This window comes from Aeromicrobium sp. CFBP 8757 (assembly GCF_014841755.1).
Taxonomy (GTDB): domain Bacteria; phylum Actinomycetota; class Actinomycetes; order Propionibacteriales; family Nocardioidaceae; genus Aeromicrobium.
Window position 1 is genome coordinate 199000 of record NZ_JACYUM010000005.1, and the last position, 22184, is coordinate 221183.

20 protein-coding genes are annotated in these 22184 nt (G+C 72.2%); 17 read left to right on the forward strand and 3 right to left on the reverse strand.

What is annotated here, in order from left to right:
- Positions 1-18: 18 nt before the first annotated feature.
- Both pknB and IFT73_RS15150 read right to left on the reverse strand, forming a co-directional pair.
- Positions 19-2046, reverse strand: a complete 2028-nt coding sequence (gene pknB / locus IFT73_RS15145) for a Stk1 family PASTA domain-containing Ser/Thr kinase (RefSeq protein ID WP_192168346.1) — start codon at positions 2044-2046, stop codon at positions 19-21.
- Positions 2047-2180: 134 nt separating this feature from the next.
- Complete coding sequence (locus IFT73_RS15150; RefSeq protein ID WP_371811292.1) at positions 2181-3224, reverse strand: polyprenyl synthetase family protein; 1044 nt, start codon at positions 3222-3224, stop codon at positions 2181-2183.
- Positions 3225-3247: 23 nt separating this feature from the next.
- On the opposite strand from IFT73_RS15150, the gene metF reads away from it, so the two are divergent.
- Positions 3248-4141, forward strand: a complete 894-nt coding sequence (gene metF / locus IFT73_RS15155) for a methylenetetrahydrofolate reductase [NAD(P)H] (RefSeq protein ID WP_192168347.1) — start codon at positions 3248-3250, stop codon at positions 4139-4141.
- A gap of 11 nt (positions 4142-4152) precedes the next feature.
- Here the strand turns inward: metF and IFT73_RS15160 are convergent, their stop codons facing one another.
- Positions 4153-5409 (reverse strand): NAD(P)/FAD-dependent oxidoreductase, encoded by a 1257-nt coding sequence (locus IFT73_RS15160; protein ID WP_192168348.1) that lies wholly within the window; start codon positions 5407-5409, stop codon positions 4153-4155.
- A 106-nt stretch (positions 5410-5515) separates the two neighbouring features.
- On the opposite strand from IFT73_RS15160, the gene IFT73_RS15165 reads away from it, so the two are divergent.
- From IFT73_RS15165 to IFT73_RS15240, 16 genes are all read left to right on the forward strand, one after another.
- Positions 5516-6286: a bifunctional 2-polyprenyl-6-hydroxyphenol methylase/3-demethylubiquinol 3-O-methyltransferase UbiG gene (locus tag IFT73_RS15165; RefSeq protein WP_192168349.1), complete on the forward strand. Its 771-nt coding sequence runs from the start codon at positions 5516-5518 to the stop codon at positions 6284-6286.
- Positions 6273-6668 (forward strand): DUF3040 domain-containing protein, encoded by a 396-nt coding sequence (locus IFT73_RS15170; RefSeq protein ID WP_192168350.1) that lies wholly within the window; start codon positions 6273-6275, stop codon positions 6666-6668. Before IFT73_RS15165 ends, IFT73_RS15170 begins: the two co-directional genes overlap by 14 nt.
- Before the next feature lie 229 nt (positions 6669-6897).
- Positions 6898-7347: a division/cell wall cluster transcriptional repressor MraZ gene (gene mraZ / locus IFT73_RS15175; protein ID WP_056609340.1), complete on the forward strand. Its 450-nt coding sequence runs from the start codon at positions 6898-6900 to the stop codon at positions 7345-7347.
- A 160-nt stretch (positions 7348-7507) separates the two neighbouring features.
- The gene (locus IFT73_RS19080; protein ID WP_192168351.1) at positions 7508-7651 is read left to right on the forward strand and encodes a hypothetical protein; all 144 of its coding nucleotides are present in this window, start codon (positions 7508-7510) and stop codon (positions 7649-7651) included.
- Positions 7648-8619 carry a 16S rRNA (cytosine(1402)-N(4))-methyltransferase RsmH gene (rsmH, locus tag IFT73_RS15185; protein WP_192168352.1) on the forward strand — a complete coding sequence of 324 codons (972 nt, stop codon included), beginning with the start codon at positions 7648-7650 and terminating at the stop codon, positions 8617-8619. Before IFT73_RS19080 ends, rsmH begins: the two co-directional genes overlap by 4 nt.
- Positions 8620-8698: 79 nt before the next feature.
- Positions 8699-9124, forward strand: a complete 426-nt coding sequence (locus tag IFT73_RS15190; RefSeq protein ID WP_056609337.1) for a hypothetical protein — start codon at positions 8699-8701, stop codon at positions 9122-9124.
- A complete protein-coding gene (locus tag IFT73_RS15195; RefSeq protein WP_192168353.1) occupies positions 9121-10881 on the forward strand; it encodes a penicillin-binding protein 2 in 1761 nt (586 codons plus the stop codon). The genes IFT73_RS15190 and IFT73_RS15195 overlap by 4 nt, the downstream gene beginning before the upstream one ends.
- A 240-nt stretch (positions 10882-11121) precedes the next feature.
- Positions 11122-12237, forward strand: coding sequence for an endonuclease/exonuclease/phosphatase family protein (locus IFT73_RS15200; RefSeq protein ID WP_192168354.1), 1116 nt, complete (start codon positions 11122-11124; stop codon positions 12235-12237).
- A gap of 52 nt (positions 12238-12289) precedes the next feature.
- Positions 12290-13783 (forward strand): UDP-N-acetylmuramoyl-L-alanyl-D-glutamate--2,6-diaminopimelate ligase, encoded by a 1494-nt coding sequence (locus tag IFT73_RS15205; RefSeq protein WP_371811293.1) that lies wholly within the window; start codon positions 12290-12292, stop codon positions 13781-13783.
- Entirely contained in the window at positions 13780-15147 is a 1368-nt protein-coding gene (gene murF / locus IFT73_RS15210; protein ID WP_192168355.1) for a UDP-N-acetylmuramoyl-tripeptide--D-alanyl-D-alanine ligase, read from the forward strand. Before IFT73_RS15205 ends, murF begins: the two co-directional genes overlap by 4 nt.
- Positions 15144-16208 (forward strand): phospho-N-acetylmuramoyl-pentapeptide-transferase, encoded by a 1065-nt coding sequence (mraY, locus tag IFT73_RS15215; protein ID WP_192168356.1) that lies wholly within the window; start codon positions 15144-15146, stop codon positions 16206-16208. Before murF ends, mraY begins: the two co-directional genes overlap by 4 nt.
- A complete protein-coding gene (murD, locus tag IFT73_RS15220) occupies positions 16205-17677 on the forward strand; it encodes a UDP-N-acetylmuramoyl-L-alanine--D-glutamate ligase (protein ID WP_192168357.1) in 1473 nt (490 codons plus the stop codon). The genes mraY and murD overlap by 4 nt, the downstream gene beginning before the upstream one ends.
- A gap of 56 nt (positions 17678-17733) precedes the next feature.
- A complete protein-coding gene (gene ftsW, locus IFT73_RS15225) occupies positions 17734-18948 on the forward strand; it encodes a putative lipid II flippase FtsW (RefSeq protein WP_192168358.1) in 1215 nt (404 codons plus the stop codon).
- 3 nt (positions 18949-18951) lie between these two features.
- A complete protein-coding gene (gene murG / locus IFT73_RS15230; protein ID WP_192168359.1) occupies positions 18952-20031 on the forward strand; it encodes an undecaprenyldiphospho-muramoylpentapeptide beta-N-acetylglucosaminyltransferase in 1080 nt (359 codons plus the stop codon).
- Positions 20028-21422 carry a UDP-N-acetylmuramate--L-alanine ligase gene (gene murC / locus IFT73_RS15235; protein WP_192168360.1) on the forward strand — a complete coding sequence of 465 codons (1395 nt, stop codon included), beginning with the start codon at positions 20028-20030 and terminating at the stop codon, positions 21420-21422. Before murG ends, murC begins: the two co-directional genes overlap by 4 nt.
- A complete protein-coding gene (locus tag IFT73_RS15240; RefSeq protein ID WP_192168361.1) occupies positions 21419-22144 on the forward strand; it encodes a cell division protein FtsQ/DivIB in 726 nt (241 codons plus the stop codon). Before murC ends, IFT73_RS15240 begins: the two co-directional genes overlap by 4 nt.
- The last annotated feature ends 40 nt before the right edge of the window (positions 22145-22184 follow it).

Sequence of the window (22184 nt, forward strand, 5' to 3'; positions counted from 1 at the left end):
GCACCCGGTCGGCCGCGGTCAGAGCGGCGAGATCGTGACCGTCGTGCCGCGCTTGGCGGTGTCGCCGCCGTTCGGCACCTGGCGCTGGATGATGTAGTTGCCGGCGCCCGGGAAGGAGAACGCGCGCACCTTGAAGCCCGCGGCCTCGAGCGCCGCGCGTCCGTCGGACTTCTTCATGCCGACGACCGACGGGATCGGGATGGCCTCGGGGCCCTTCGAGACGGTCAGCGAGATCGTGTCGTCCTTGAAGCCCTGCCCGCTGCCGGGTGACTGCGAGACGACCGCGCCCTCGGCGACGGTGTCGCTGAACGCCTCGTTGGTCGTGACCGTGAACCCGGCGTCCTGCAGCGCCTTGCGGGCGGTCTGCAGCGACTGGCCCTCGTAGTTCTTGATGTCGATCGGCTGGCGGCCGCGACTGACCCGGACGTTGACGGAGTCGCCGCGCTTGAGCGGATCGGCCGACGTGACGCCCTCGGCGCGGATGATCAGACCCTGGGCGATCGTCTCGCTGTAGGCCTGGTTCTGCTCGCCGAGCTTGAGGTCCTGCTGCCCGAGGGCCGCGGTGGCCTCGTCGATCGTCATGCCCTTGAGGTTGCCCTCGGGGATGTAGACGCGGTCGGGTCCCTTCGACACGACGGCGTCGATCGTGCTGCCGGGCAGGATCTTGTCGCCGGGATCGGGATCGGTGCGGATGATCGTGCCGGCCAGGACGGTCTCGGAGAACTCCCGTTCGGTGACCTTGAACTCGAAGCCGGCCTGCTCGGCGTTGTCCTTCGCCACGGTCTCGGCGCTGTTGACCAGGAACGGCGTCTCGTCGTAGCGCAGCACCGTGAAGTAGTACGACAGGAAGCCCGCGAGCAGGGCGATCACGACGGCGGCGATCAGCAGGTTGCGGCCGCGGCGCGAGTGCGGACGGCTGGTGACCTGCCCGTACTGCTCGCGGGTCATCGGCGGGTGCAGCCCCGCGGGCTTGGCCGCGCCCTCGATCGGGACCGACGGGGCAGCCGTGGGGTGGCTGCTCCACTGCATCGTGTGCTCGTCGCCCGCCGCGGTGGCGGTCGTGACGGCGGACGCGGAGGCCGAGGCGCCGAGGGCCGAGCCGATCGGTGCGCCGGGGACCGCGAGGGTCGGGGCGTCCTCGTCGACGCGGGCGCCGGGACGCAGGTCGGCCACGAGCTCGGGGTCGTCGTCGAGCCCCGCCGCCAGGGCGCGCTGCACCGACCGCACCTGCTGCAGCATGACGCGGGCGTCGGTCGAGCGCTGGTCGCGGTCACGGACCGTGGCGCGCGCGACCAAGGCGTCGACGTAGGGCGGGATGCCGCGCTGGATCGCCGACGGACGTCCGATGTCCTCGTGGACGTGCTTGTAGGCCACCTGGATCGGCGACTCGCCGGAGTGCGGCTTGAAGCCCGTGAGCATCTCGTAGAGCATGGCGCCGCACGCGTAGACGTCGGAGCGGGCGTCGACGCCGTCGTTGGTCACGATCTCGGGGGCCAGGTACGAGACCGTGCCGATCAGCGTGCCGCCCGTCGCGGTCGTCGCCGCGCTGACCGCGCGCGCCAGGCCGAAGTCGGCGACCTTGACGTCGCCGTCGGGCGTGATGAGCACGTTCTCGGGCTTGACGTCGCGGTGGATGATGCGCGCCGCGTGGGCCGCCGACAGGGCGATCAGCACCTGCTCGAGCAGCTCGAGCGCGCGCCACGGGGGCATCGGCGCCTCGGCCCGCATGAGGTCGCGCAACGTGTTGCCCGGGACGTACTCCATGACGAGGTACGTGACCTCGCCGTCGGTGCCCTGGTCGAAGACCGACACGACGTTGCGGTGGTTCAGCTTGGCGGCGGACTTGGCCTCGCGGACGAAGCGCTGCGTGAACTGCTGGTCGTCGCCGAGACCGCGGTGCATGACCTTGATCGCGACCTCGCGGTCGAGCCGCTGGTCGAGGGCCTTGAACACGCTGGCCATGCCGCCGCGGGCGATGCGCTCGCCCATGAGGTACCGCTCGTTGAGGACCGTGCCGACGAGGGCGTCGTCGCCTGTGATCGCCACGTCGCCCTCCTTGTCGCACAGCGGACCCCTGGCGGTCCTGAACGCATTCTAGTGACTCTGCCACACCGGACCGTGACCGGAGCGGACGCGTGTTGCCCGGCGTCTGTGATGTCGCCCGCACCCTCGCGGGGGAGTCAGCTGGCGCGGCGGGTCGCCTTGAGGGCCAGGGGGTGCAGCACCTCGGGAGCCCTGCCGCCGAGGCGGTCGATCGCGGCGTCGGCCTGCGCCTCGAGGCGCGAGATGTCGGCCTCGACCGCGTCGAGCGCCCCCGACGTGCGGATGAGCGTGGCCAGCGCGTCGACGGCGTCGGCGGTGCCGAGGCCCTCGGTGAGCAGCGCGCGTCCGGCCTCGTCGGCGAGCTCGTGCGCCCGTGCGACCAGCACCGTCCGCTTGCCCTCGCGGAGGTCGTCACCGGCGGGCTTGCCCGTCACCGCCGGGTCGCCGAACACGCCGAGGACGTCGTCGCGCAGCTGGAACGCCTCGCCGAGGGGCAGGGCGACCTCCGACAGCGCATCGATCATGGTCGCGTCGGCGCCGGCCAGGGCCGCCCCCATGTGGAGGGGACGCTCGACGGTGTACTTGGCCGACTTGTAGCGCACCACCCGCATGGCCTCAGCGACCGACAGGGTCGCCCGGGTCTGGCCGACGACGTCGAGGAACTGGCCCGCCACGACCTCGGTCTTGCACAGGTCGAGGTACGCCAGGGCCGCGGGGACCGTCGGCAGGTCGCTGGCGCGGAACATCTCGTCGCACCACGACAGCATCAGGTCGCCCAGCAGCACCGCGACCGACTCGCCGAAACCCGCCGGGTCGCCGACGCGTCCGGCGTCGCGGTGGCTGGCCTCGAAGGCGCGGTGCACGGCCGGGCGCCCACGACGCGTGTCGGAGCCGTCCATCAGGTCGTCGTGCACGAGGGCGCTGCCCTGCAGCCACTCGAGCGATGCGGCGGCGGGGACGATGCCGGGCTCGTCGGGGTCGCCGCCGGCCACGAGCCACCCCGCGAGGCAGAACTGCGGACGCAGCCGCTTGCCGCCCTCGACGAACGCGATCGCGGCGTCGGCCAGCTCGTCCAGGTCGGGGCCCATGGCAGCGAAGAGCGAGCGCTGGTGCTCCACGAACCGCGTCAGGGTGTGATCAACCCGGGTCGTGAAGTCGTGGTCGTCGCGGCCTGAAGTCACGTCCTGAACGGTACCGTTGCGCCATGGCTTCCGATGACCGCTCCCTCGTCGCTGCCCTCCGGGCCCCCGCACCGAGCTTCTCGTTCGAGTTCTTCCCGCCCAAGGACGACGCGGGCGAGGACGTGCTGTGGCAGACCATCGCCGATCTCGAGCCCCTCGACCCGACCTTCGTCTCGGTGACGTACGGCGCTGGCGGCACGAGCCAGGAGCGAACGGTGCGCATCACGTCGCGCATCGCCGAGCAGACCGGCATGCGTCCCGTCGGCCACCTGACCCTCGTGTCGCAGACCAAGGGAGAGATCGAGTCGGTCCTCAAGCAGTACGCGGCGGCCGGCGTCGACAACGTGCTCGCGCTGCGCGGCGACCCCAAGGGCGGGCCGCGCGCGCCGTGGGAGCAGCACCCCGACGGCATGACGTACGCGATCGACCTGGTCGAGCTGGCACGTCAGCTGGGCGGCTTCGAGATCGGCGTCGCGGCGTTCCCCGAGGGGCACCCGGACGCCGCGAGCCTCGACCACGACGCCGAGGTGCTCGTGGCCAAGGCGCGGGCCGGCGCCGACTACGCCATCACGCAGCTGTTCTTCCGGGCGTCCGACTACTTCGGGCTGGTCGACCGCGTCCGTGCGCTCGGCAGCGACATCCCGATCGTGCCGGGCATCATGCCGATCCTGAACTTCGCGCAGGTCGCCCGCATGGCCGAGCTGTCGGGCGCCGCGATGCCGCCGGAGGTGCTGGAGCAGATCGAGCCCATCGCCGACGACCAGGGCGCCGTCCGGGCCAAGGGCATCGAGCTCGCGACGCAGCTGTGCCGCGACCTGCTCGACGGTGGCGCCCCGGGGCTGCACTTCATCACGCTCAACCGGTCGAAGGCGACCCGCGAGATCTTCGATCGTCTGCGCGCCGACGACCTGATCTAGACGCCCCGACGTCAGCGGCCGACGGCGCCGACGTCGGCGGCGATCGCCGCGGTCGCCATGCCGATGCCCTCGAGGGTTCCACCCGGGTAGGCGTGCGCCCCGGCGAAGTACAGGCCGCCGGCGGGCGCGACGCCCGGCAGGTCGAAGACCGTGGTCCAGGTGCTCCAGGCCCAGCCCCAATGGCCGGCCGTCACGAGCTGGCTGGGCGAGAGCGTGGACCGCGTCTCGACGTGAGCGCGCAGGTCGAGGCCGAACCGGGCCAGGGCCTGGAGCGGGTCCTCGCCGCTGTGGTGCTCGATGGTCCACCGGCGCTCGCCGGCGGTGTAGATGCGCACGGGTGGATTGCCGTGCACGAGGGTCTCGTCGGCGAGCTCTGGCGCGCCCGGGCCGAGCGTCACGAACGTCCGGGCCGCGGGGATGACCGGCAGCATGCGGACGGGAGGAAGGGGGGCGGGGATCGTCGGCGCGCACCACACGACGACGTCCGCCGCGATCGTGCGACGGTCCGTCACGACGCCCGTGACCTGCCCGGCCGCGCGCGTGATCTCGACACCCGTCTCGCCGAGCTCGACCGTCACGCGTCGCTCCGCGAGTCGCTGCTCGAGGGCGTGGGCCAGGGCCGGCAGGCCGCCGTCGAAGCGCCACCGCCCGAACGACCGCTCGACGTAGTGGTTGACCGCGACGAAGGCGGGGGTCGACCGGCGGTCGTGGCCCGCGAGCCGCACGGGGTCGAGGACGATCTTGGCGAGGCGCTCGTCGGCCAGCTCGCGGTCGAGCGACTCGACCGTGCGCCGGGGCCGCAGCACCTTGCGGGCGGGGCGGTCGACGGCCCTGCGGCCCGCGAAGACCTGGTCGAGCGCCGTCAGGCGGATGAGGTTCCACGGCTCGGCGAACCGGTCGACCCACGGAGACCACTCGTCCTCGCCGGTCAGCGCCACGACGGCCTCGTGCTGGTCGCCCCGGTTGCCGAGCGGCAGGTCGAGCACCGACCCGTCCTTGAAGAGGTGGCGCCGTCCGTGCGTCTTGTCGAGGCCGATGACACGGTCGATGGGACGCCCGGACTTGCGGAACAGGTCGCGGAAGACGCCGGGCAGCGTCACGGTGTCGAGGTCGACGGGCCACGCGTGCCCGTCGACGACGTGACCGTGCAGACGTCCGCCCAGGCGGTCGCCCGAGTCGACGAGCGTGACGTCGTGCCGCAGCTTCGCGAGGCGCGCGGCGGCGGACAGGCCCGCGAAGCCGCCACCGACCACCACGACGTTCGCCATGGCCGGAAGCGTACGGGCCGGGCGGCGCCCGGCCGGACACGGGCCGGGCCGGGACGGGGGAGCGCGGTGGGGAGCGGGCCGGGGGCCTGTGACTACAGTGTCGGTCATGGGTCCGGTGCGCTCCGAGCTGATGTGGCAGGCAGTCGTCGACGCCGTCCGGATCGCCGGCGACGGTGCGTCGCTCGACGTCCTCGACCTGGGTGGCGGGACCGGTGGCGACGCCGTCCGGCTGGCCCAGCTCGGGCACCGCGTCACGGTCGTCGACCCGAGCCCCGACGCCCTCGCCTCGCTGCACCGCCGCGGCGTCGAGGCCGGCCTGGCCGTCCCGGTGACGGGGGTGCTGGGCGATGCGTCCGACCTGCCCGACCACGTGGCCGCCGCCTCGTTCGACCTGGTCGTGTGCCACGGGGTCCTCGAGCACGTCGACGACCCCGCCGAGGCGCTGTCGACCGTCGCCACGGTCCTGCGCCCCGCCGGTCACGTCAGCGTGATGGTCGCGGGTCGCAACGCCGCGGTCGCGGCGCGGGCGCTGGCGGGCGACTTCGTCACGGCCCAGACCCTGCTGGCCCGCTCGGCGGGCGACTGGAACCTGCGCACCATGGGGCCGCGGCGGTTCGTGCAGCACGAGGTCGAGGCCCTGCTGTCCGACCTGCACTTCACGACGATCCGCAGCCAGGGCGTGCGGGTCTTCGCCGACCTCGTGCCCAGCGCGATCGTCGACACCGAGCCCGGTGCGCGCGACGCGCTGTTCGCGCTCGAGCAGATCCTGAGAAGCTCATCGGACTTCACAGGTCTTTCGGCTGGTCTGCACACGATCGCCCGCCTAGACTTGACCGCAGCACCACCCGATCCAGGAGGCAAGAGTGCCACTCTCTGACGAAGAGGCCAGGCTGCTGCACCAGCTCGAGCAGTCGCTGGCCGCAGAAGATCCCGACTTCGCCTCCACGCTGCGCGGGTCCAAGTTCATGGCCCGCAACCGGCGCGTCGCGGTGCTGTCGGCCCTCGGCTTCATCGCCGGGCTCGTGGTGATGTTCTCCGGCGCCGTCTCCAAGATGACGTGGCTCGGGGTCATCGGCTTCCTGCTCATGGTCGGGACGGCCTTCCTGTTCAGCCAGGCCTGGAAGCGTGGCATCGGTGGTCGCGAGGACGAGACGGCCGCGCCGTCGGGTCCCCGCCAGCGCCAGCAGAAGCCGTCCGGCTCGTTCGTCGACCGCATGGAGGAGCGCTGGCAGCGCCGCCGCGACGGCGACGGCATCTGACCGCTGACGCCGATGCGGGGCTGAACGCCCCACTTCGCTCCACCTCTTCGTGAACCGCCCCCTCGGGGGCGGTTTTTTCGTTGTCCTGACGGGCCACGACGCCATTCGCGAGCCGTGGGGACATCGCTGCGACATGTCCGGAAACAGGCCGCGAATGGTGGTCCGGTGGGGCAATGTGGAGTACAGTGGTGCGAAATGGAGCGCATGGCCGTCAACGAGGAGGAGAGAGGTGAACCCGGATGTCTCGAACTTCTTCGGCACCTACACCCCCCGACTCGACGACAAGGGCCGTCTCTTCCTGCCGGCCAAGTTCCGCCCTCGCCTGGAGACCGGCATCGTGCTGACCCGCGGGCAGGAGAACTGCGTCTACGGCTGGACGACCGAGTCGTTCAACGCCTTCACCGACCGCATCCGCAACACGCCGTTCACCAACCAGGCGGCGCGCAACTTCAACCGGATGTTCTTCTCGGGCGCCTCGTCGGAGGTGCCCGACAAGCAGGGGCGCATCCCGATCCCGTCGGTGCTGCGCACCTGGGCGCACCTCGACAGGGAGTGCACGGTCGTCGGGGCGATGGACCGCATCGAGATCTGGGACTCGGCCCGCTGGGACGAGTTCTCGGCATCGCAGGAAGGTCCGTTCGCGGACATGTCGGAAGAAGTGATGCCCGGGATCTTCTGACGTTCGTGCGGCGAGATCTGCGCCCGCGCGGTTCTGACATCACTTCCCCGGTGTCAGACCCAGCGGTCGTGGATCTGGGCACACGAACGACATCCGCCCCCACACCGGGGCGGAGGACCGGGCACACGACAGGGCACGAGAGCGACGAGGGGCAGGGGACATGACGATCGAGACGGGCGCGACGACGTCGCCGACGCGACGCGTGCGGCACGAGGTCGCCGACGGCGCCCGCCTGATGGCCTTCTCGCTGGGTTCGTCGATCGCCCTCGCAGTGCTGATCTCGATCGGCCTGGGCCGGCTGTGACGTCCCCGACGGGCTCGGGTCAGGCCGACGCGAGCCACGTCCCCGTGCTGCTGGACCGCGTGCTCGACGTGCTGGCCCCGTCGCTGACGGGGGAGCGTCCCGTCGTGGTCGACACGACCCTGGGCCTCGGCGGTCACACCGAGGCGATGCTGCAGCGCTTCGACGGTCTGCACGTCATCGGCATCGACCGTGACCGCGAGGCGCTGAGGCGGGCGCAGGACCGTCTCGCGCCGTTCGGCGACCGCGTCACGTTCGCGCACGCCGTCTACGACGAGATCGGCGAGGTCGTCGCGGGGGCCGGTCTTACGACCGTCTCGGGCGTCCTGTTCGACCTCGGGGTGTCGTCGATGCAGCTCGATCTCGCCGATCGGGGCTTCGCCTACGCGCAGGACGCCCCGCTCGACATGCGGATGAACGCCGAGGACGAGCTGACGGCCGCCGACGTCCTCAACACGTACAGCTCGCGCGACCTGTCGCGCGTGCTGCGCGAGTACGGCGAGGAGAAGTTCGCCAAGCGCATCGCCGACAACGTCGTGGCCGCGCGGGCCGTCGAGCCCTTCACCACGAGCGCCCGCCTGGTCGACCTGATCCGCGACTCGATCCCGCAGGCGGCGCGACGCACCGGCGGCAACCCCGCCAAGCGGACGTTCCAGGCGCTGCGCATCGAGGTCAACGACGAGCTGGGGGTCTACCGCCGGGCGCTGCCCGCCGCTCTCGACGTGCTGGCCCCCGGCGGCCGGGTCGTGGTGCTGTCGTACCACTCGCTCGAGGACCGCATCACCAAGCGCGCCCTCACGGAGGTCACCACGACCGACGTGCCGCGCGACATGCCGTTCGTGCCCGCCGGGCACGAGGCCAAGTTCTCCCTCGTCACCCGCGGCGCCGAGCTGGCGACCGACGACGAGATCGACGACAACCCCCGGGCCCGGTCGGTCCGGCTCCGCGTGGCCGAGAGGAACAAGTCATGAGCGAGCGCCAGCGAGTGAATCGTGATGCCGGATCGATGCGGCCGGCTGCGTACCGTTCCTCCCTCACGAAGGTGGCCGCATGAGCTCGATGGTCGCGCGGACGCTGGCACCCGCACCGAAGGTCCTCGAGGACGCCCGGGCCGCGGGTCTGCGACTCGTCCGCCCCGTCCGGAGCCGCGCCCGCAAGGCGCCGTTCGTGGTCGTCGTGCTCAGCGTGCTGGGCGCCGGACTCGTCGGCCTGGTGCTGATGAGCACGGTCCTGCAGGCCCAGTCGTTCGAGGCGACGCGGCTCGACCGCCAGGCCGCCTCGCTCGAGACCCGCCAGCAGTCGATCGCCCGCGAGGTCGACCGCCTGCAGAGCCCCGCCAACGTCGCGAAACGTGCCATCGCCATCGGCATGGTGCCGAACGCCAACCCCGCCTTTCTGCGACTCTCTGACGGGAAGGTGCTCGGCAAGCCCCAGGCGGCCGAGCCGGGCAGCAACATCAGGAGCGTGACGCAGTGACCGCCGCCACGAACGACCGGCACCGCCTGACACGGCGCAGGCTGCGGTTCTGCACGATCGGCGTCTTCCTCGTGTTCGGGCTGTTCGGCGCCCGGCTCTTCCAGATCCAGGGCATCGACGCGAGCGCGTACGCCGCCGCATCGATCCAGGCCGGCACCCAGCCGCAGACGCAGCCCGCGCCGCGCGGCAACATCCTCGACCGCAACGGCGCGCAGCTCGCGACGAGCGTCGACGGCCTCACGATCGTCGCGGACCCCACCCTGACGACGGCCAACGCCCCGCAGATCGCACGGATCCTGCGCGAGGAGCTCGGCGACGAGATCGACTACTTCGACACGATCGACACGCTGCGCACCCCCAAGACCCGCTACGTCGTCCTCGCGCGCGACATCCCCAAGTGGACGGCCGACAAGGCCGTCGCGGCCCTGCAGGAGGCCCAGCTCGCGGGGGTCTCCACCGAGAAGGAGACGCTGCGCACCTACCCGGGCGGCTCGCTCGCGGCCAACCTGCTCGGCTACGTCAACGGCGCCGGCAAGGGCGTCGCGGGGCTCGAGCAGCAGTACGACAAGACCCTGACCGGCACCGACGGCTCGAGCACGTACGAGGTCTCGCCGACCGGCCAGCGCATCCCGATGGCCGACAGCACCGTCACCAAGATGGTGCCGGGCCAGGACGTCAAGACCACGATCGACCGCGACCTGCAGTGGTACGCCGACCAGCGTCTGACCGACGCCGTCGCCGAGTCGAGCTCCGACTGGGGCCTGGCCATCACGATGGACGTCAAGACCTGCCAGATCGTGCAGATGTCGCAGTCGCCCACGTTCGACGCCGACACCCGCACCGGCATGGACGACTCCAACACCGTCTCGCGTGCCGTGCAGAACGTCTACGAGCCCGGCAGCGTCATGAAGACCGTGACGATGGCGGCCCTCGCCGACCAGGGCAAGATCGCCGCCGACACCCCGATCTCGGTGCCGTCGAGCCTGACGATCGACAAGTTCCGCATCGGCGACTACTGGGAGCACGGCCGCATCAACCTGACCGCCGCCGGCGTCATCGCCAAGTCGTCGAACCTCGGCACGATCGTGGCCGCCCAGCAGATGAGCGACCAGACGATGTACGACTACTTCACCAAGTTCGGCTTCGGCCAGAAGACCGGCGTCAACCTGCCCGGCGAGTCCAACGGCATCCTCACCGACGGGGCGTCGTGGACCAAGGCCAACCACGCCACGATCTCGTTCGGCCAGGGCGTCTCGGTCACCGCGATGCAGATGATGCGGGCCGTGGGAGCCATCGCCAACGCGGGCACGATGTGCGAGCCGACCGTCGTCACCGGCACGGTCGACGCCGAGGGCACCGAGACGCCCGTCGAGTCGGCCCCGGGCCACCGGGTCGTCTCCAAGGACGCCGCCGCGACCGTCACCCGGATGATGGAGGCCGTGACGGCCGACGACGGCACCGCGCCCGCCGCGCAGATCGAGGGCTACCGCGTCGCCGGCAAGACCGGCACCGCGTGGCGCGTCGACCCGCAGACGGGGCGCTACATCCGCGGCCAGAACACGGTGTCGTTCATGGGCTTCGCCCCCGCCGACAACCCGCGCTTCCTGACCTACATCGTGCTCGACAAGCCGTACAGCAACGCGGGAGGCGGCTCGACCGCCGCGCCGGTGTTCCACGACATCATGTCGATGGCGCTCGAGCGGTTCGGCGTCGCGCCCAGCGGCTCCAAGAGCCCCAAGGTCGAGCAGACCTGGTAGGCGGGGCGGCTCCGCCGCCTCGGGCTCGTACCTCGCCCTCTCCGCAGCTCGTTCCTCGCTGCGGCCGCCTGTCCTTCGCTCGCTGCGCTCGCTCGAACCCGGGGTGGGTTCTTGCTCGCAGCGCTCGCTCGGACCCGGGGTGGGTTCTTGCTCGCTGCGCTCGCTCGGACCCGGGGTGGGACTCGGACGGTTTCGCGTGAAATCGGCCCGTGGAGGCTCGGGTTCGCCTAGCGTGCGGGGGTGAGAATCGTGAGGACGCTGGGCGTCATCGGCATCGTCGCCTCCGTCGTCGTGTCCGTTCTGGCGGCACCGGCCGTCGCTCGAGGACGGGTCGACGCGCCGTGGGTCGTGGCTGCGTCACCGACGTCGATGACGCTCGACTGGGCAGGAACGGGGTCGTACCGGCTGACCGCTCGCCCGCAGGCCGGCGGTCGCGCCACATCGGTCCGGACCAGGACGTCGACCGGCACCGTGAAGGGCCTGCGGGCCGGACGCTCGTACTGCTTCACGGTGGCGAGGCCGCACCGGACGGAGCACTCGAGGACCTACTGTCACTCCACTCCGCGTCCGGTCGACGCCCCCGCCACGACGTCGATCAGGGTGGCGACCTTCAACGTGTGCGCCTCGGTGTGCCGGGGGTGGAAGGAGCGGCGGGACGCGATCGTGCGGCGCATCGAGGAGTCGGACGCCGATGTCGTGGCCGTTCAGGAGCTCACCCGTCACGGCTTCGCCCTCACCTCCCAGATGATCCGGCGCGGCTACGTGCAGGTGGCGCAGACCAGCAACGACATCGTCCTGGTGCGAACGTCCGGACCAGGGGCTCACCTGCGACACCACGGCGACACCGAGGACGGGGTCGTCCGCGCGGCGGGCGCCGCGTCGCCGTGGATCACGATGTACGACACCGTGACCGGCAGCCCCTACACGTTCATCTCGGTGCACCTCGAGTCCGGGACGTCTCGGAGCGCCTCGCGGGCCAGGCAGCGCCAGGCCGTCGCGCTGATCCGCGGCATGGCGGCATCCGCTGCCCGCGGACCCGTCGTCTACGCGGGCGACGTCAACTCCAGCCCTGCCCGCGGCGGAGATCCCGTCGGACGGATCTTCGCCCGAGCCGGACTCGTCGACGCCTACCAGCAGTCGACGTCGTTCACGCGCGCATGGGTGAGCAGCTTCAACGGCTTCGCGTCGAGACCGCGCCGCGAGGTGCGGTACGGCGACCACATCGACCGGATCTTCGTCCCGTCAGGCACCGCCGTCTCCGACTGGGAGGTCGTCGCACCCCTGCGGCACGGCCGGGCCGTGCGTCCCATGGCGTCGGACCACCACCCCGTGCGGGCGACGCTCCGACTGCCCTGACGCGGCGAGGTGCGCATGCCTCGGCGGTGGTCGCGGTCGGTAGGGTTGCTGGGTGACGGATGCGATGCGGGTGCGACCCACCACGACCCCCCGATGGACGCTCCCCGAGCTCGCGGAGACGCTCGGCGCAGCGGTGTCCGGCGACGCGGTCGTCACGGGCATCGCGCTCAACACGGCCCACGTGCTCGCGGGCGACCTGTACGTCGCGCTGCCGGGCGCCAACGCGCACGGCGGCACGTACGTGTCCCAGGCCGCCGCCGCCGGCGCGACCGCGGTGCTGACCGATCCCGCCGGCGCCGACCTCGTGGGTGACTTGCTGCCGACGATCGTCGTCGACGAGCCGCGCCGCCGGCTCGCGGCACTCAGCGCGTCGTTCTACGGGCACCCCGCCGAGTCGTTCACGACCGTCGGCGTCACGGGCACGCAGGGCAAGACCACGACCACGTACCTCGCCGAGGCGGCGCTCGGCGAGCGGGTCTCGGCCGTGGTGGGCACGATCGGCACCCGCATCGGACGGGTTCCCGCGGCCTCGACCCTCACGACGCCGGAGGCACCGCAGCTGCAGGCGCTGTTCGCGGTCATGCGCGAGGAGTCGGTCGAGCTGTGCGCGATGGAGGTCTCGAGCCACGCCCTCGTGCAGGGACGCGCCGACGGCTTCGTCTTCGAAGTCGCGGTCTTCTTGAACCTCGGTCGCGACCACCTCGACTTCCACCACGACCTCGAGGAGTACTTCCTCGCCAAGGCGTCGCTGTTCACCCCGGAGCGGGCACGGCACGCCGTCGTCAACGTCGACGACGCGCACGGCCGACGGCTGCGTCAGCTCACGCCGCTGCCCGTCACGACGTTCTCGACCGACGGCAACCCGGCCGACTGGCGGGCCGTCAACATCCGCCCCCACCGCCTCGGGACCGACCTCGAGGTGCTCGGACCCGACGGCCTGGCGATCGACCTGTCGGTGCCGCTGCCGGGCGTGTTCAACGTCTCGAACGCCCTCGCGGTCGTCGCCGCGCTGACCACGGCCGGTCACGACCCCGTCGAGCTCGCGGCGGGCATCGCGGCCAGCACAGGCGTCCCGGGGCGCATGGAGCGCGTCGAGGCAGGTCAGCCGTTCACCGCGATCGTCGACTACGCCCACAAGCCCGATGCCGTGACCGCGGTGCTGACCGCGCTGCGCCCCGTCACGGCCGGACGCCTGATCGTCGTGATCGGCGCCGGGGGAGACCGCGACCACGGCAAGCGACCCCTGATGGGCGAGGCGGCCGCTCGGCACGCCGACGTCGTGGTCGTGACCGACGACAACCCCCGGTCCGAGCGTCCCGGTGCCATCCGGGCCGCCGTGCTGGAGGGGGCCGCAGCGGGCCCCGGTGTGACGATCGAGGTCGCCGACCGCCGCGACGCGATCGCGCACGCCGTCGCGATGGCGCACCTCGGCGACACCGTCGTGGTGGCCGGCAAGGGGCACGAGCGCGGACAGGAGGTCGACGGCGTCGTGCACCCGTTCGACGACCGCGAGGTGCTGGTCGAGCTGATCGGGGCCGCCTCGTGATCCCCCTGACGCTCGCCGAGATCGCCGACGTCATAGGCGGGGCGGTCGTCGGCGACCCCGCCGTCGTCGTCGACGGCCCCGCGACGCTCGACTCGCGGGCCGTCGAGGAGGGCGGGCTGTTCGTGGCCGTCGCCGGCGAGCACGTCGACGGGCACGACTACGCCGAGCGGGCCGTCGCGGCTGGAGCGGCCGCCGTGCTGGCCTCGCGCGACACCGGTGTGCCCGCCGTGGTGGTGCCCGACGTGACCAGAGCGCTCGGTCTGCTGGCCCGTCACGTGCTCGACGTGCGCGAGGACGTGCAGGTGGTGGCCCTGACGGGGTCGAGCGGCAAGACCAGCGTCAAGGACCTGCTGGCCCACGTGCTGGCACCCGACGGCGCGACGGTCGCCACGCGGGGCAACTTCAACAACGAGCTCGGCGTGCCGCTGACCGTGCTCGGCGTCGACGAGCTGACCCGGTACCTCGTCGTCGAGATGGGCGCCCGCGCGATCGGCGACATCGCGGTGCTGTGCGAGATCGCCCCGCCGTCGATCGGCATCGTGCTGAACGTCGGCTCGGCGCACGTCGGCGAGTTCGGCTCGGCCGACAACATCGCGGTCGCCAAGGGCGAGATGGCCGAGGCGGTCGGCCCCGAGGGGGTCGTCGTGCTGAACGCCGACGACGTCCGCGTCGCCGCGATGCGCACCCGCACCGAGGCGTCCGTGCGCACGTTCGGCACGGGCGACGACGCCGACATGGAGATCGGCGACGTGCGCCTCGACGAGGGCGGGGCGCCGCACTTCACGTTGGGCCACGACCGGCGGCGCGTCGAGGCCACCGTTCCGTTGATCGGTGGGTACCACGCCATGAACGCCGCCGCGGTGGCGCTCGCCGCCGTCTCGCTGGGCCTCGACCTGCCGACCGTCGTCGAGCGGCTCGCGACCGCCGGCAGCGCCACGTCGCCCATGCGCATGGAGCGGCACGTCCGCGACGACGGCCTCGTCGTCGTCAACGACGCCTACAACGCGAACCCCGAGTCGATGGAGGCCGCGCTGCGCGCCGTGGCGGCGATCGGCGGGGGACGCGCCGTCGCGGTGCTGGGTGCGATGCTCGAGCTCGGCGACGACGCCGACGACGCGCACCGCCGCATCGGGCGCCTGGCGGCCGAGCTGGGATACGCCCGCGTGGTCGTCGTCGGCGACGGTGCCCACGGCATCGCCGAGGGGGCGGGAGCCGTCGCCGAGACCGTGGCCGACGTCGATGTGGCGACCCACACACTCCCCGCGAGCCTGTCGGGGGACGAGGTGGTTCTTGTGAAAGCATCGAGGGGCGTTCGTCTCGAACGCGTCGCCCGAGCCCTGCTGGAAGGAACCACCACGCGATGAAGGCCATCCTGATCGCAGGAGCGCTGTCGTTGCTGGTGACCCTGATCGGCACCCGGTTCGCCATCTCGGTGCTCGTGAAGCAGGGCTACGGCCAGCTGATCCGCGACGACGGTCCGACGTCGCACCACACCAAGCGCGGCACGCCGACGATGGGTGGCCTTGTCATCATCGTGGCGGTCGTGATCGGCTACTTCACGGCCAAGCTCGCGACGCAGACGGCGCCCAGCGCCTCGGCCCTGCTGCTGCTGTTCCTGTTCGTGGGGCTCGGCGCGATCGGCTTCCTCGACGACTTCATCAAGGTCTCCAAGCAGCGCAACCTCGGTCTGCGCAGCAAGGCCAAGCTGATCGGCCAGACCGTCGTCGGACTGATCTTCGCGTGGCTCGCGATCGGCTGGGAGGACGACACCGGACGCACCCCGATCACGCACGCGATCTCGTTCACCCGTGACATCGACGGCTGGCGGCTGCCGACCGTGCTGCTCGTCATCTGGGTGCTGCTGCTCGTCGCCGGCACCAGCAACGGCGTCAACCTGACCGACGGCCTGGACGGTCTGGCGATCGGCTCGGCCATGATGGTGTTCGGCGCCTACATCTTCATCAACATCTGGCAGAGCGGGCAGAACTGCTCGGTCAACCCCGGGATGAAGTGCTACGAGGTGCGCGACCCGCTCGACCTCGCGGTCGTCGCCTCGGCCCTGACGGGTGCCTGCTTCGGGTTCCTGTGGTGGAACGCCTCGCCGGCCAAGATCTTCATGGGCGACACGGGCTCGCTGTCGCTCGGCGGCGCGATGGCCGGCTTCGCGCTGATGACCCGCACCGAGCTGCTGCTCGTCGTCATCGGCGGCCTGTTCGTCGCGATCACGATGTCGGTGATCCTGCAGGTCGGGTGGTTCAAGATCTCCGGCGGCAAACGGATCTTCCGCATGGCGCCCCTGCAGCACCACTTCGAGCTGCTGGGCTGGGCCGAGATCACGATCGTCGTCCGCTTCTGGATCATCAGCGGCCTGTGCGTCGCCGCGGGTCTCGGCATCTTCTACAGCGAGTGGGTCACGGGCGTATGACCGTCGACATCTCCACCCTGGGGCGCGAGTCGTCCTGGGAGGGCGTCCGCGCTGCCGTGGGCGGCCTCGGCGTCAGCGGCTTCGCGGCCGCCGACACCCTGCAGCACCTGGGCGCCGACGTCGTCGCGCTCGACGACGGCGACGACGACGCGCTGCGCGAGAAGGCCACCCTGCTCGAGATCCTGGGCGTCGACGTCCGCATCGGCCCCGGCTCGACCGCGACGTTCCCCGACGGCGTCGACCTGGTCGTGACGTCGCCCGGCTGGTCGCCGTCGACACCGCTGCTCGCGGAGGCCGCGGCCCGCGGCGTCCCGGTCTTGGGCGAGGTCGAGCTCGCGTGGAGGCTGCGCGGCCAGGACGCCGCGCCGTGGCTGACCGTCACGGGCACCAACGGCAAGACCACGACGGTGCAGATGCTCGAGTCGATCCTGCGGGCGCAGGGCCTCAACGCGCTGGCCGTCGGCAACGTGGGCACGCCGGTCCTCGAGGCCGTCATGAACCCCGAGCCCTTCGACGTCCTCGCGGTCGAGCTGTCGAGCTACCAGCTGCACTGGAGCCGGTCGATCTCGGCCCGCGCCAGCGCCGTGCTCAACCTCGCGCCCGACCACATCGACTGGCACGGCGGTCTCGACGCCTACAGCGCCGACAAGGCGCGCATCTACGAGCGCACCCAGGTCGCGGCGGTCTACAACGTGCAGGACCCCGCGACCGAGCGGATGGTCGAGGACGCCGAGGTCGTCGAGGGCTGCCGGGCGATCGGGTTCACGCTCGGCATCCCCGCCACCGGCATGATCGGCCTCGTCGACGACGCGATCGCCGACCGGGCCTTCATCCCCGGCCGCATCTCGAGCGCCGCCGAGCTCGGCAGCCTCGGCGACATCGGGCTGGCCGCGCACGGCGACGCGAGCCGGGTGCCGGCCCCGCACGTCGTCGCCGACGCCCTCGCGGCGGCGGCCCTCGCGCGGGCCCACGGCGTCGAGCCGCGCGCCGTCCGCGACGGCCTGCGCGCGTTCAGCCCCGACGCCCACCGCATCGCCGACGTCGCCGAGATCGACGGCGTCCGCTGGGTCGACGACTCCAAGGCCACCAACCCGCACGCGGCGCAGGCGTCGCTGCAGGGATTCGACGACGTCGTCTGGATCGCCGGGGGACTGGCCAAGGGCGCGACGTTCGACGAGCTCGTGATCGCGACCCGCGACCGGCTCCGGGCCGTGGTCCTCGTCGGTGCCGACCGCGCCGTCGTCGCCGACGCGCTGCGGCGACACGCGCCTGATGTGCCGGTCGTGGAGGTCGACACCGGCGAGACTGACCCCATGGATCGCGTCGTCGAGGTCGCCGCCCCGCTCGCCCGTCGGGGCGACACGGTGCTGCTGGCCCCGGGGTGCGCCTCCATGGACCAGTTCCGCAACTACTCCGCCCGGGGCGACAGCTTCGCGGCGGCGGTGCACAGGTTGCGCGACCGGTCGTAGCCCCACCGAGACACGAGCACCCCGACAGACCAGCCCGGGCACGGAGGACGACCACGATGCGGAGCACCAGCGAGGCGATACGCCGGACGCTCGAGCGTCCGCTGGCGTCGTACCAGCTCGTGCTCGGCACCTCGGCGCTGCTGCTCGGCATCGGGCTGATCATGGTGCTGAGCGCCAGCTCGGTCTTCGCGCTGGTGCACTACGGCAACTCGTTCTCGATCGTCCTGCGCCAGCTGATCTTCGCGGTGCTGGGCATCACGGGCGCGGTCGTCGCGGCCCGCATGCCGCTGAGCCTGATCCGCCGGCTGATCCTGCCGTTCCTGCTGGTCTCGGTGGCCCTGATCTGCGCGACGTTCATCCCCGGCGTCGGCATCACGGTCAACGGCAACCGCAACTGGCTCCCGCTGTTCGGCGGGTTCCAGCTGCAGCCGTCGGAGTTCGCCAAGCTGGCCCTGGTGCTGTGGATCGCCGATCTCTACGCCCGTCGGCAGAAGTACCTGTCGACGCCGCGCTACGTCCTGACGCCGATGGTGCCGGTCGCCGGCGCGGTCGGCATGCTCGTCGTCCTGCAGCGCGACCTCGGCACCGCGGTCGTGATCTTCGCCCTGACCGTCGGCATGCTGTGGATCGCGGGCCTGCCCCGGCGCCAGATGGGCGGCATCGTCGCTGGCCTGTTCGTCGGCCTGGTCGTCGCGGTCGCCAACTCGCCGCACCGCGTCGAGCGCCTGCTGAACTTCACCAACCCGCAGGCCGATCCCGACAGCGCCGGCTACCAGGCCATCAAGGGCATGATGGCCCTGGCCCGCGGCGGCTTCTGGGGTGTCGGCCTCGGCGGCAGCCGGCAGAAGTGGGGATCGCTGCCCGAGGCCCACACCGACTTCATCCTCGCCGTGATCGGCGAGGAGCTCGGCCTGCTCGGCACGCTCGTCGTCCTGGTGCTGTTCATCGTCCTGGGCTTCGCCGGCATGCGCATCGCGATGCGCACGCGGGAGCCGTTCGTCCGCTACGCCGCGTCCGGCATCACGATCTGGCTGCTGATCCAGGCCATCATCAACATCGGCATGGTGCTGGGAATGCTGCCGGTCATCGGCATCCCGCTGCCGCTCATCTCGTACGGCGGCTCGAGCCTGCTCGTGACCCTCGTGTCCCTGGGCATCCTGCTGAACTGCGCCACGACCGAGCCGGGCGCCAAGCGCGCCCTCGCGGCCGGGCGCGCCAACCGCAAGCGCGCCGCGGCCCCGCACCCCGTCCGCGTCGCAGGGAGGCGATGACGCGTGCGCGTTCTCCTCGCCGGTGGTGGAACCGCCGGACACACCTCGCCCCTGCTCGCGACCGCGGCCGTGCTGGCCGACGCGGGCGTCGACATCACGTGCCTCGGCACCCCGCGCGGGCTCGAGGTGACCTTGATCCCGCAGGCCGGCTACCCGCTCGAGCTGGTGCCGCCCGTGCCGCTGCCGCGCCGCCCCGGCAAGGCCATGGTGCAGGTGCCCGGACGGTTGAGGGCCGCGGTCCGCGCGACCGGCGACGTCGTCGACCGCGTGCGTCCCGACGTCATCGTCGGCTTCGGCGGCTACGTGTCGGTGCCGGCCTACCTGGTGGCACGTCGACGCCGCATCCCCCTGGTGGTGCACGAGGGCAACGCGATCCCGGGCATCGCCAACAAGCTGGGCGCGCGGTTCACCCCGCACGTCGCGACGAGCTTCCCCGACACCGACCTGCCGCACGCCCGATTCGTCGGCCTGCCGATCCGTCGCGAGATCTCCCGGCTCGACCGGGCCGCCTCCCGCGCCGAGGCACGGCAGTTCTTCGGCCTCGACGCCGACCGCCCGACGCTGCTCGTCACGGGCGGCTCGCAGGGCGCGCGGCGCATCAACCACGCCGTCTCGGCAGCGGCCCGCGTCCTCGCGGCGGCCGGCGTGCAGGTGCTGCACGCGGCCGGCCGGCCCGAGGAGGTCGTGGTCAGCCCGCGTCCGGGCGACCCGCCCTACGTCGTCGTGCCGTTCATCGACCGCATGGACCTCGCATACGCCGCCGCCGACCTGATCGTGTGCCGCGCCGGCGCCAACACCGTCACCGAGGTCGCGGCCACCGGGTTGCCGGCCGCCTTCGTGCCGCTGCCGATCGGCAACGGCGAGCAGGCCCACAACGCACACCCCGTCGTGCAGGCCGGGGGAGCGCTGCTGATCGACGACGCCGCGCTGACGCCCACGTGGATCGACAACGTCGTGATCCCGCTGGTCTCGCACGAGGGGCGTCTCGCCGCGATGTCGGAGGCCGCCTCGGGCATCGTCGCGCGCGACGCCGACGAGAAGCTCGCGGCGATGATCCGCGAGGCGGCGGGGGAGAAGGCGTGAGGATCGAGGTCCCCACCGTCATCCCGCCGGTCGGCGAGCTGGGGCACGTGCACTTCATCGGCATCGGCGGAGCCGGTCTGTCCGCGATCGCGCGGCTCATGGCGCAGCAGGGTGTCACCGTCAGCGGCAGCGACGCCTTCGACTCCGCGGTCGTGCGGGCCCTGCGTGCCGAGGGAATCGTGTGCCACGTCGGCCACGACCCGTCGCAGCTCGACGGCGTCGACACCGTCATCGCGTCGACCGCGGTGCGCGACGACAACCCCGAGATCGTCGAGGCGCAGCGTCGCGGCCTGCGGCTGTGGCCGCGCTCGGCGGGGCTGCGGTCGGTCATGGAGGGCCGCCGCACGATCGCCGTCGCCGGCACCCACGGCAAGACCACCACGACGGCGATGCTGACGTGCGCGCTGATCGCGGCCGGCGCCGAGCCGTCCTACGCGATCGGCGCCGAGGTCGCGAGCCTCGGGGCCAACGCCCGGCTCGGATCGGGCGACCTGCTGGTCGCCGAGGCCGACGAGAGCGACGGCGCCTTCCTGGTCTACCGGCCCGAGGGGGCCGTCGTGACCAACGTCGACGCCGACCACCTCGACAACTACGGCACGGTCGAGGCGTATGCCGCGGCGTTCGACGAGTTCGTCGGACGGGTCGGGCGCTTCGTCGTGCTGAGCGCCGACGACCCCGGGGCGGGGCACCTCGCCGAGGTCGCCCGGGCCGCGGGTCTCGAGGTCGTGACGGCCGGGTTCGCCGAGGACGCCGACCTGATGGGACAGCACCTGCGGGTCGACGGCACCCGGACGACGTTCACGGCCTCGATGCGCGGCGTCGACCTCGGTCCGGTCGAGCTCGCCGTCCCGGGCGCGCACTACGCGCTCGACGCGTTGCTGGCGCTCGGCACGGGACTGCTGCTCGACCAGAACGTCGACCTGCTGATCGCCGGGCTCGGGGCCTACACGGGGGCCAACCGACGCATGCAGTCGCTGGGCGAGGCGGGCGGCGTCCGCGTCTACGACTCCTACGCCCACCACCCGACCGAGATCGCCGCCGACCTCGCGGCGGCACGTGCCGTCGCCGGCACCGACCGGCTGGTCGTGGCGTACCAGCCCCACCTCGTGAGCCGCACGCGGCTGTACGGCGCCGAGATGGGCGCGGCCCTGTCGGCCGCCGACCGCGTCGTCGTCGCCGACATCTACCTCGCGCGCGAGGACCCCGACCCGGCCGTCACCGCCGCGCTGGTCGCCGACGCCGTCGTCGGCCCCGTCGCGACCCTCGGCGGCCCGGTCTCCGGGTTGGCCGACGTCCTGCTGCCCGAGCTGCGGCCCGGCGACCTGCTGCTGACGCTCGGGGCGGGTGACATCACGACGGTCGGCCCCGCGGTCCTCGAGGCGCTGGCATGACGGCCGACCGGTTCTTCGAGCGCAGCCGCTCGGAGCGTCGACGCCGCTGGCTGCGCATCGTGCTCGCGGTGCTGGGCGTCGTCGCACTCGGCGCGCTGGTGTGGCTGGTGTGGTTCTCGAGCGTCCTGTCGGTGCGCGACGTCGAGGTCGCGGGGCGCACGACGCTCAAGCAGTCGCAGGTGCTGCGGGCGGCGCAGGTGCCGGTGGGGCGCCCCCTGGCGCGCGTCGACGTCGAGGCGATCGAGCAGCGCGTCTCGGCGCTCGACCGGGTCGACACGGTCGACGTCGGGCGGTCGTGGCCGCACGCCGTGTCGATCACGATCGTCGAGCGCACGTCCGTGATGTGGACGCGCGTCGACGGCGAGGTGCGCGGGGTCGACCGCAACGGCATCGCGTTCCGCTCGTACGGATCACCGCCCGACGGGCTGCTCGAGGCGACGATCGACGTCAGCGAGCCGCGCAACCGTCTGCAGACGTCCGAGGCGGTCGCCGCCGTCGTGGTGCAGATCGGCGAGCGCGACCCGGCGCTGCGCCGGGAGATCGAGTCCGTGTCGGCCGGCAGCAAGGACTCGATCGAGCTCACGCTGAGCAAGGGCCGCACGGTCGTGTGGGGGAGCAGCGCCGACGGACGGCGCAAGCTGCAGGTGCTGACGCCGCTGCTGCGGCTCGAGGCGTCGCGCTACGACGTGAGCGCCCCCGACCAGCCCACCACGACGCCGTAGTCGCGGCGTGTCGGAGCCGTCGGACCGCGACGTCCGCGTA

Bases quoted from the DNA above. Each gene is read 5' to 3' on its own strand.
- mraY (WP_192168356.1), top strand. From the start codon at position 15,144: ATGAAGGCCATCCTGATCGCAGGAGCGCTGTCGTTGCTGGTGACCCTG.
- IFT73_RS15160 (WP_192168348.1), bottom strand. From the start codon at position 5,409: ATGGCGAACGTCGTGGTGGTCGGTGGCGGCTTCGCGGGCCTGTCCGCC.
- IFT73_RS15240 (WP_192168361.1), top strand. From the start codon at position 21,419: ATGACGGCCGACCGGTTCTTCGAGCGCAGCCGCTCGGAGCGTCGACGC.
- IFT73_RS15165 (WP_192168349.1), top strand. From the start codon at position 5,516: ATGGGTCCGGTGCGCTCCGAGCTGATGTGGCAGGCAGTCGTCGACGCC.
- IFT73_RS19080 (WP_192168351.1), top strand. From the start codon at position 7,508: ATGACGATCGAGACGGGCGCGACGACGTCGCCGACGCGACGCGTGCGG.
- murD (WP_192168357.1), top strand. From the start codon at position 16,205: ATGACCGTCGACATCTCCACCCTGGGGCGCGAGTCGTCCTGGGAGGGC.
- ftsW (WP_192168358.1), top strand. From the start codon at position 17,734: ATGCGGAGCACCAGCGAGGCGATACGCCGGACGCTCGAGCGTCCGCTG.
- IFT73_RS15190 (WP_056609337.1), top strand. From the start codon at position 8,699: ATGAGCTCGATGGTCGCGCGGACGCTGGCACCCGCACCGAAGGTCCTC.
- metF (WP_192168347.1), top strand. From the start codon at position 3,248: ATGGCTTCCGATGACCGCTCCCTCGTCGCTGCCCTCCGGGCCCCCGCA.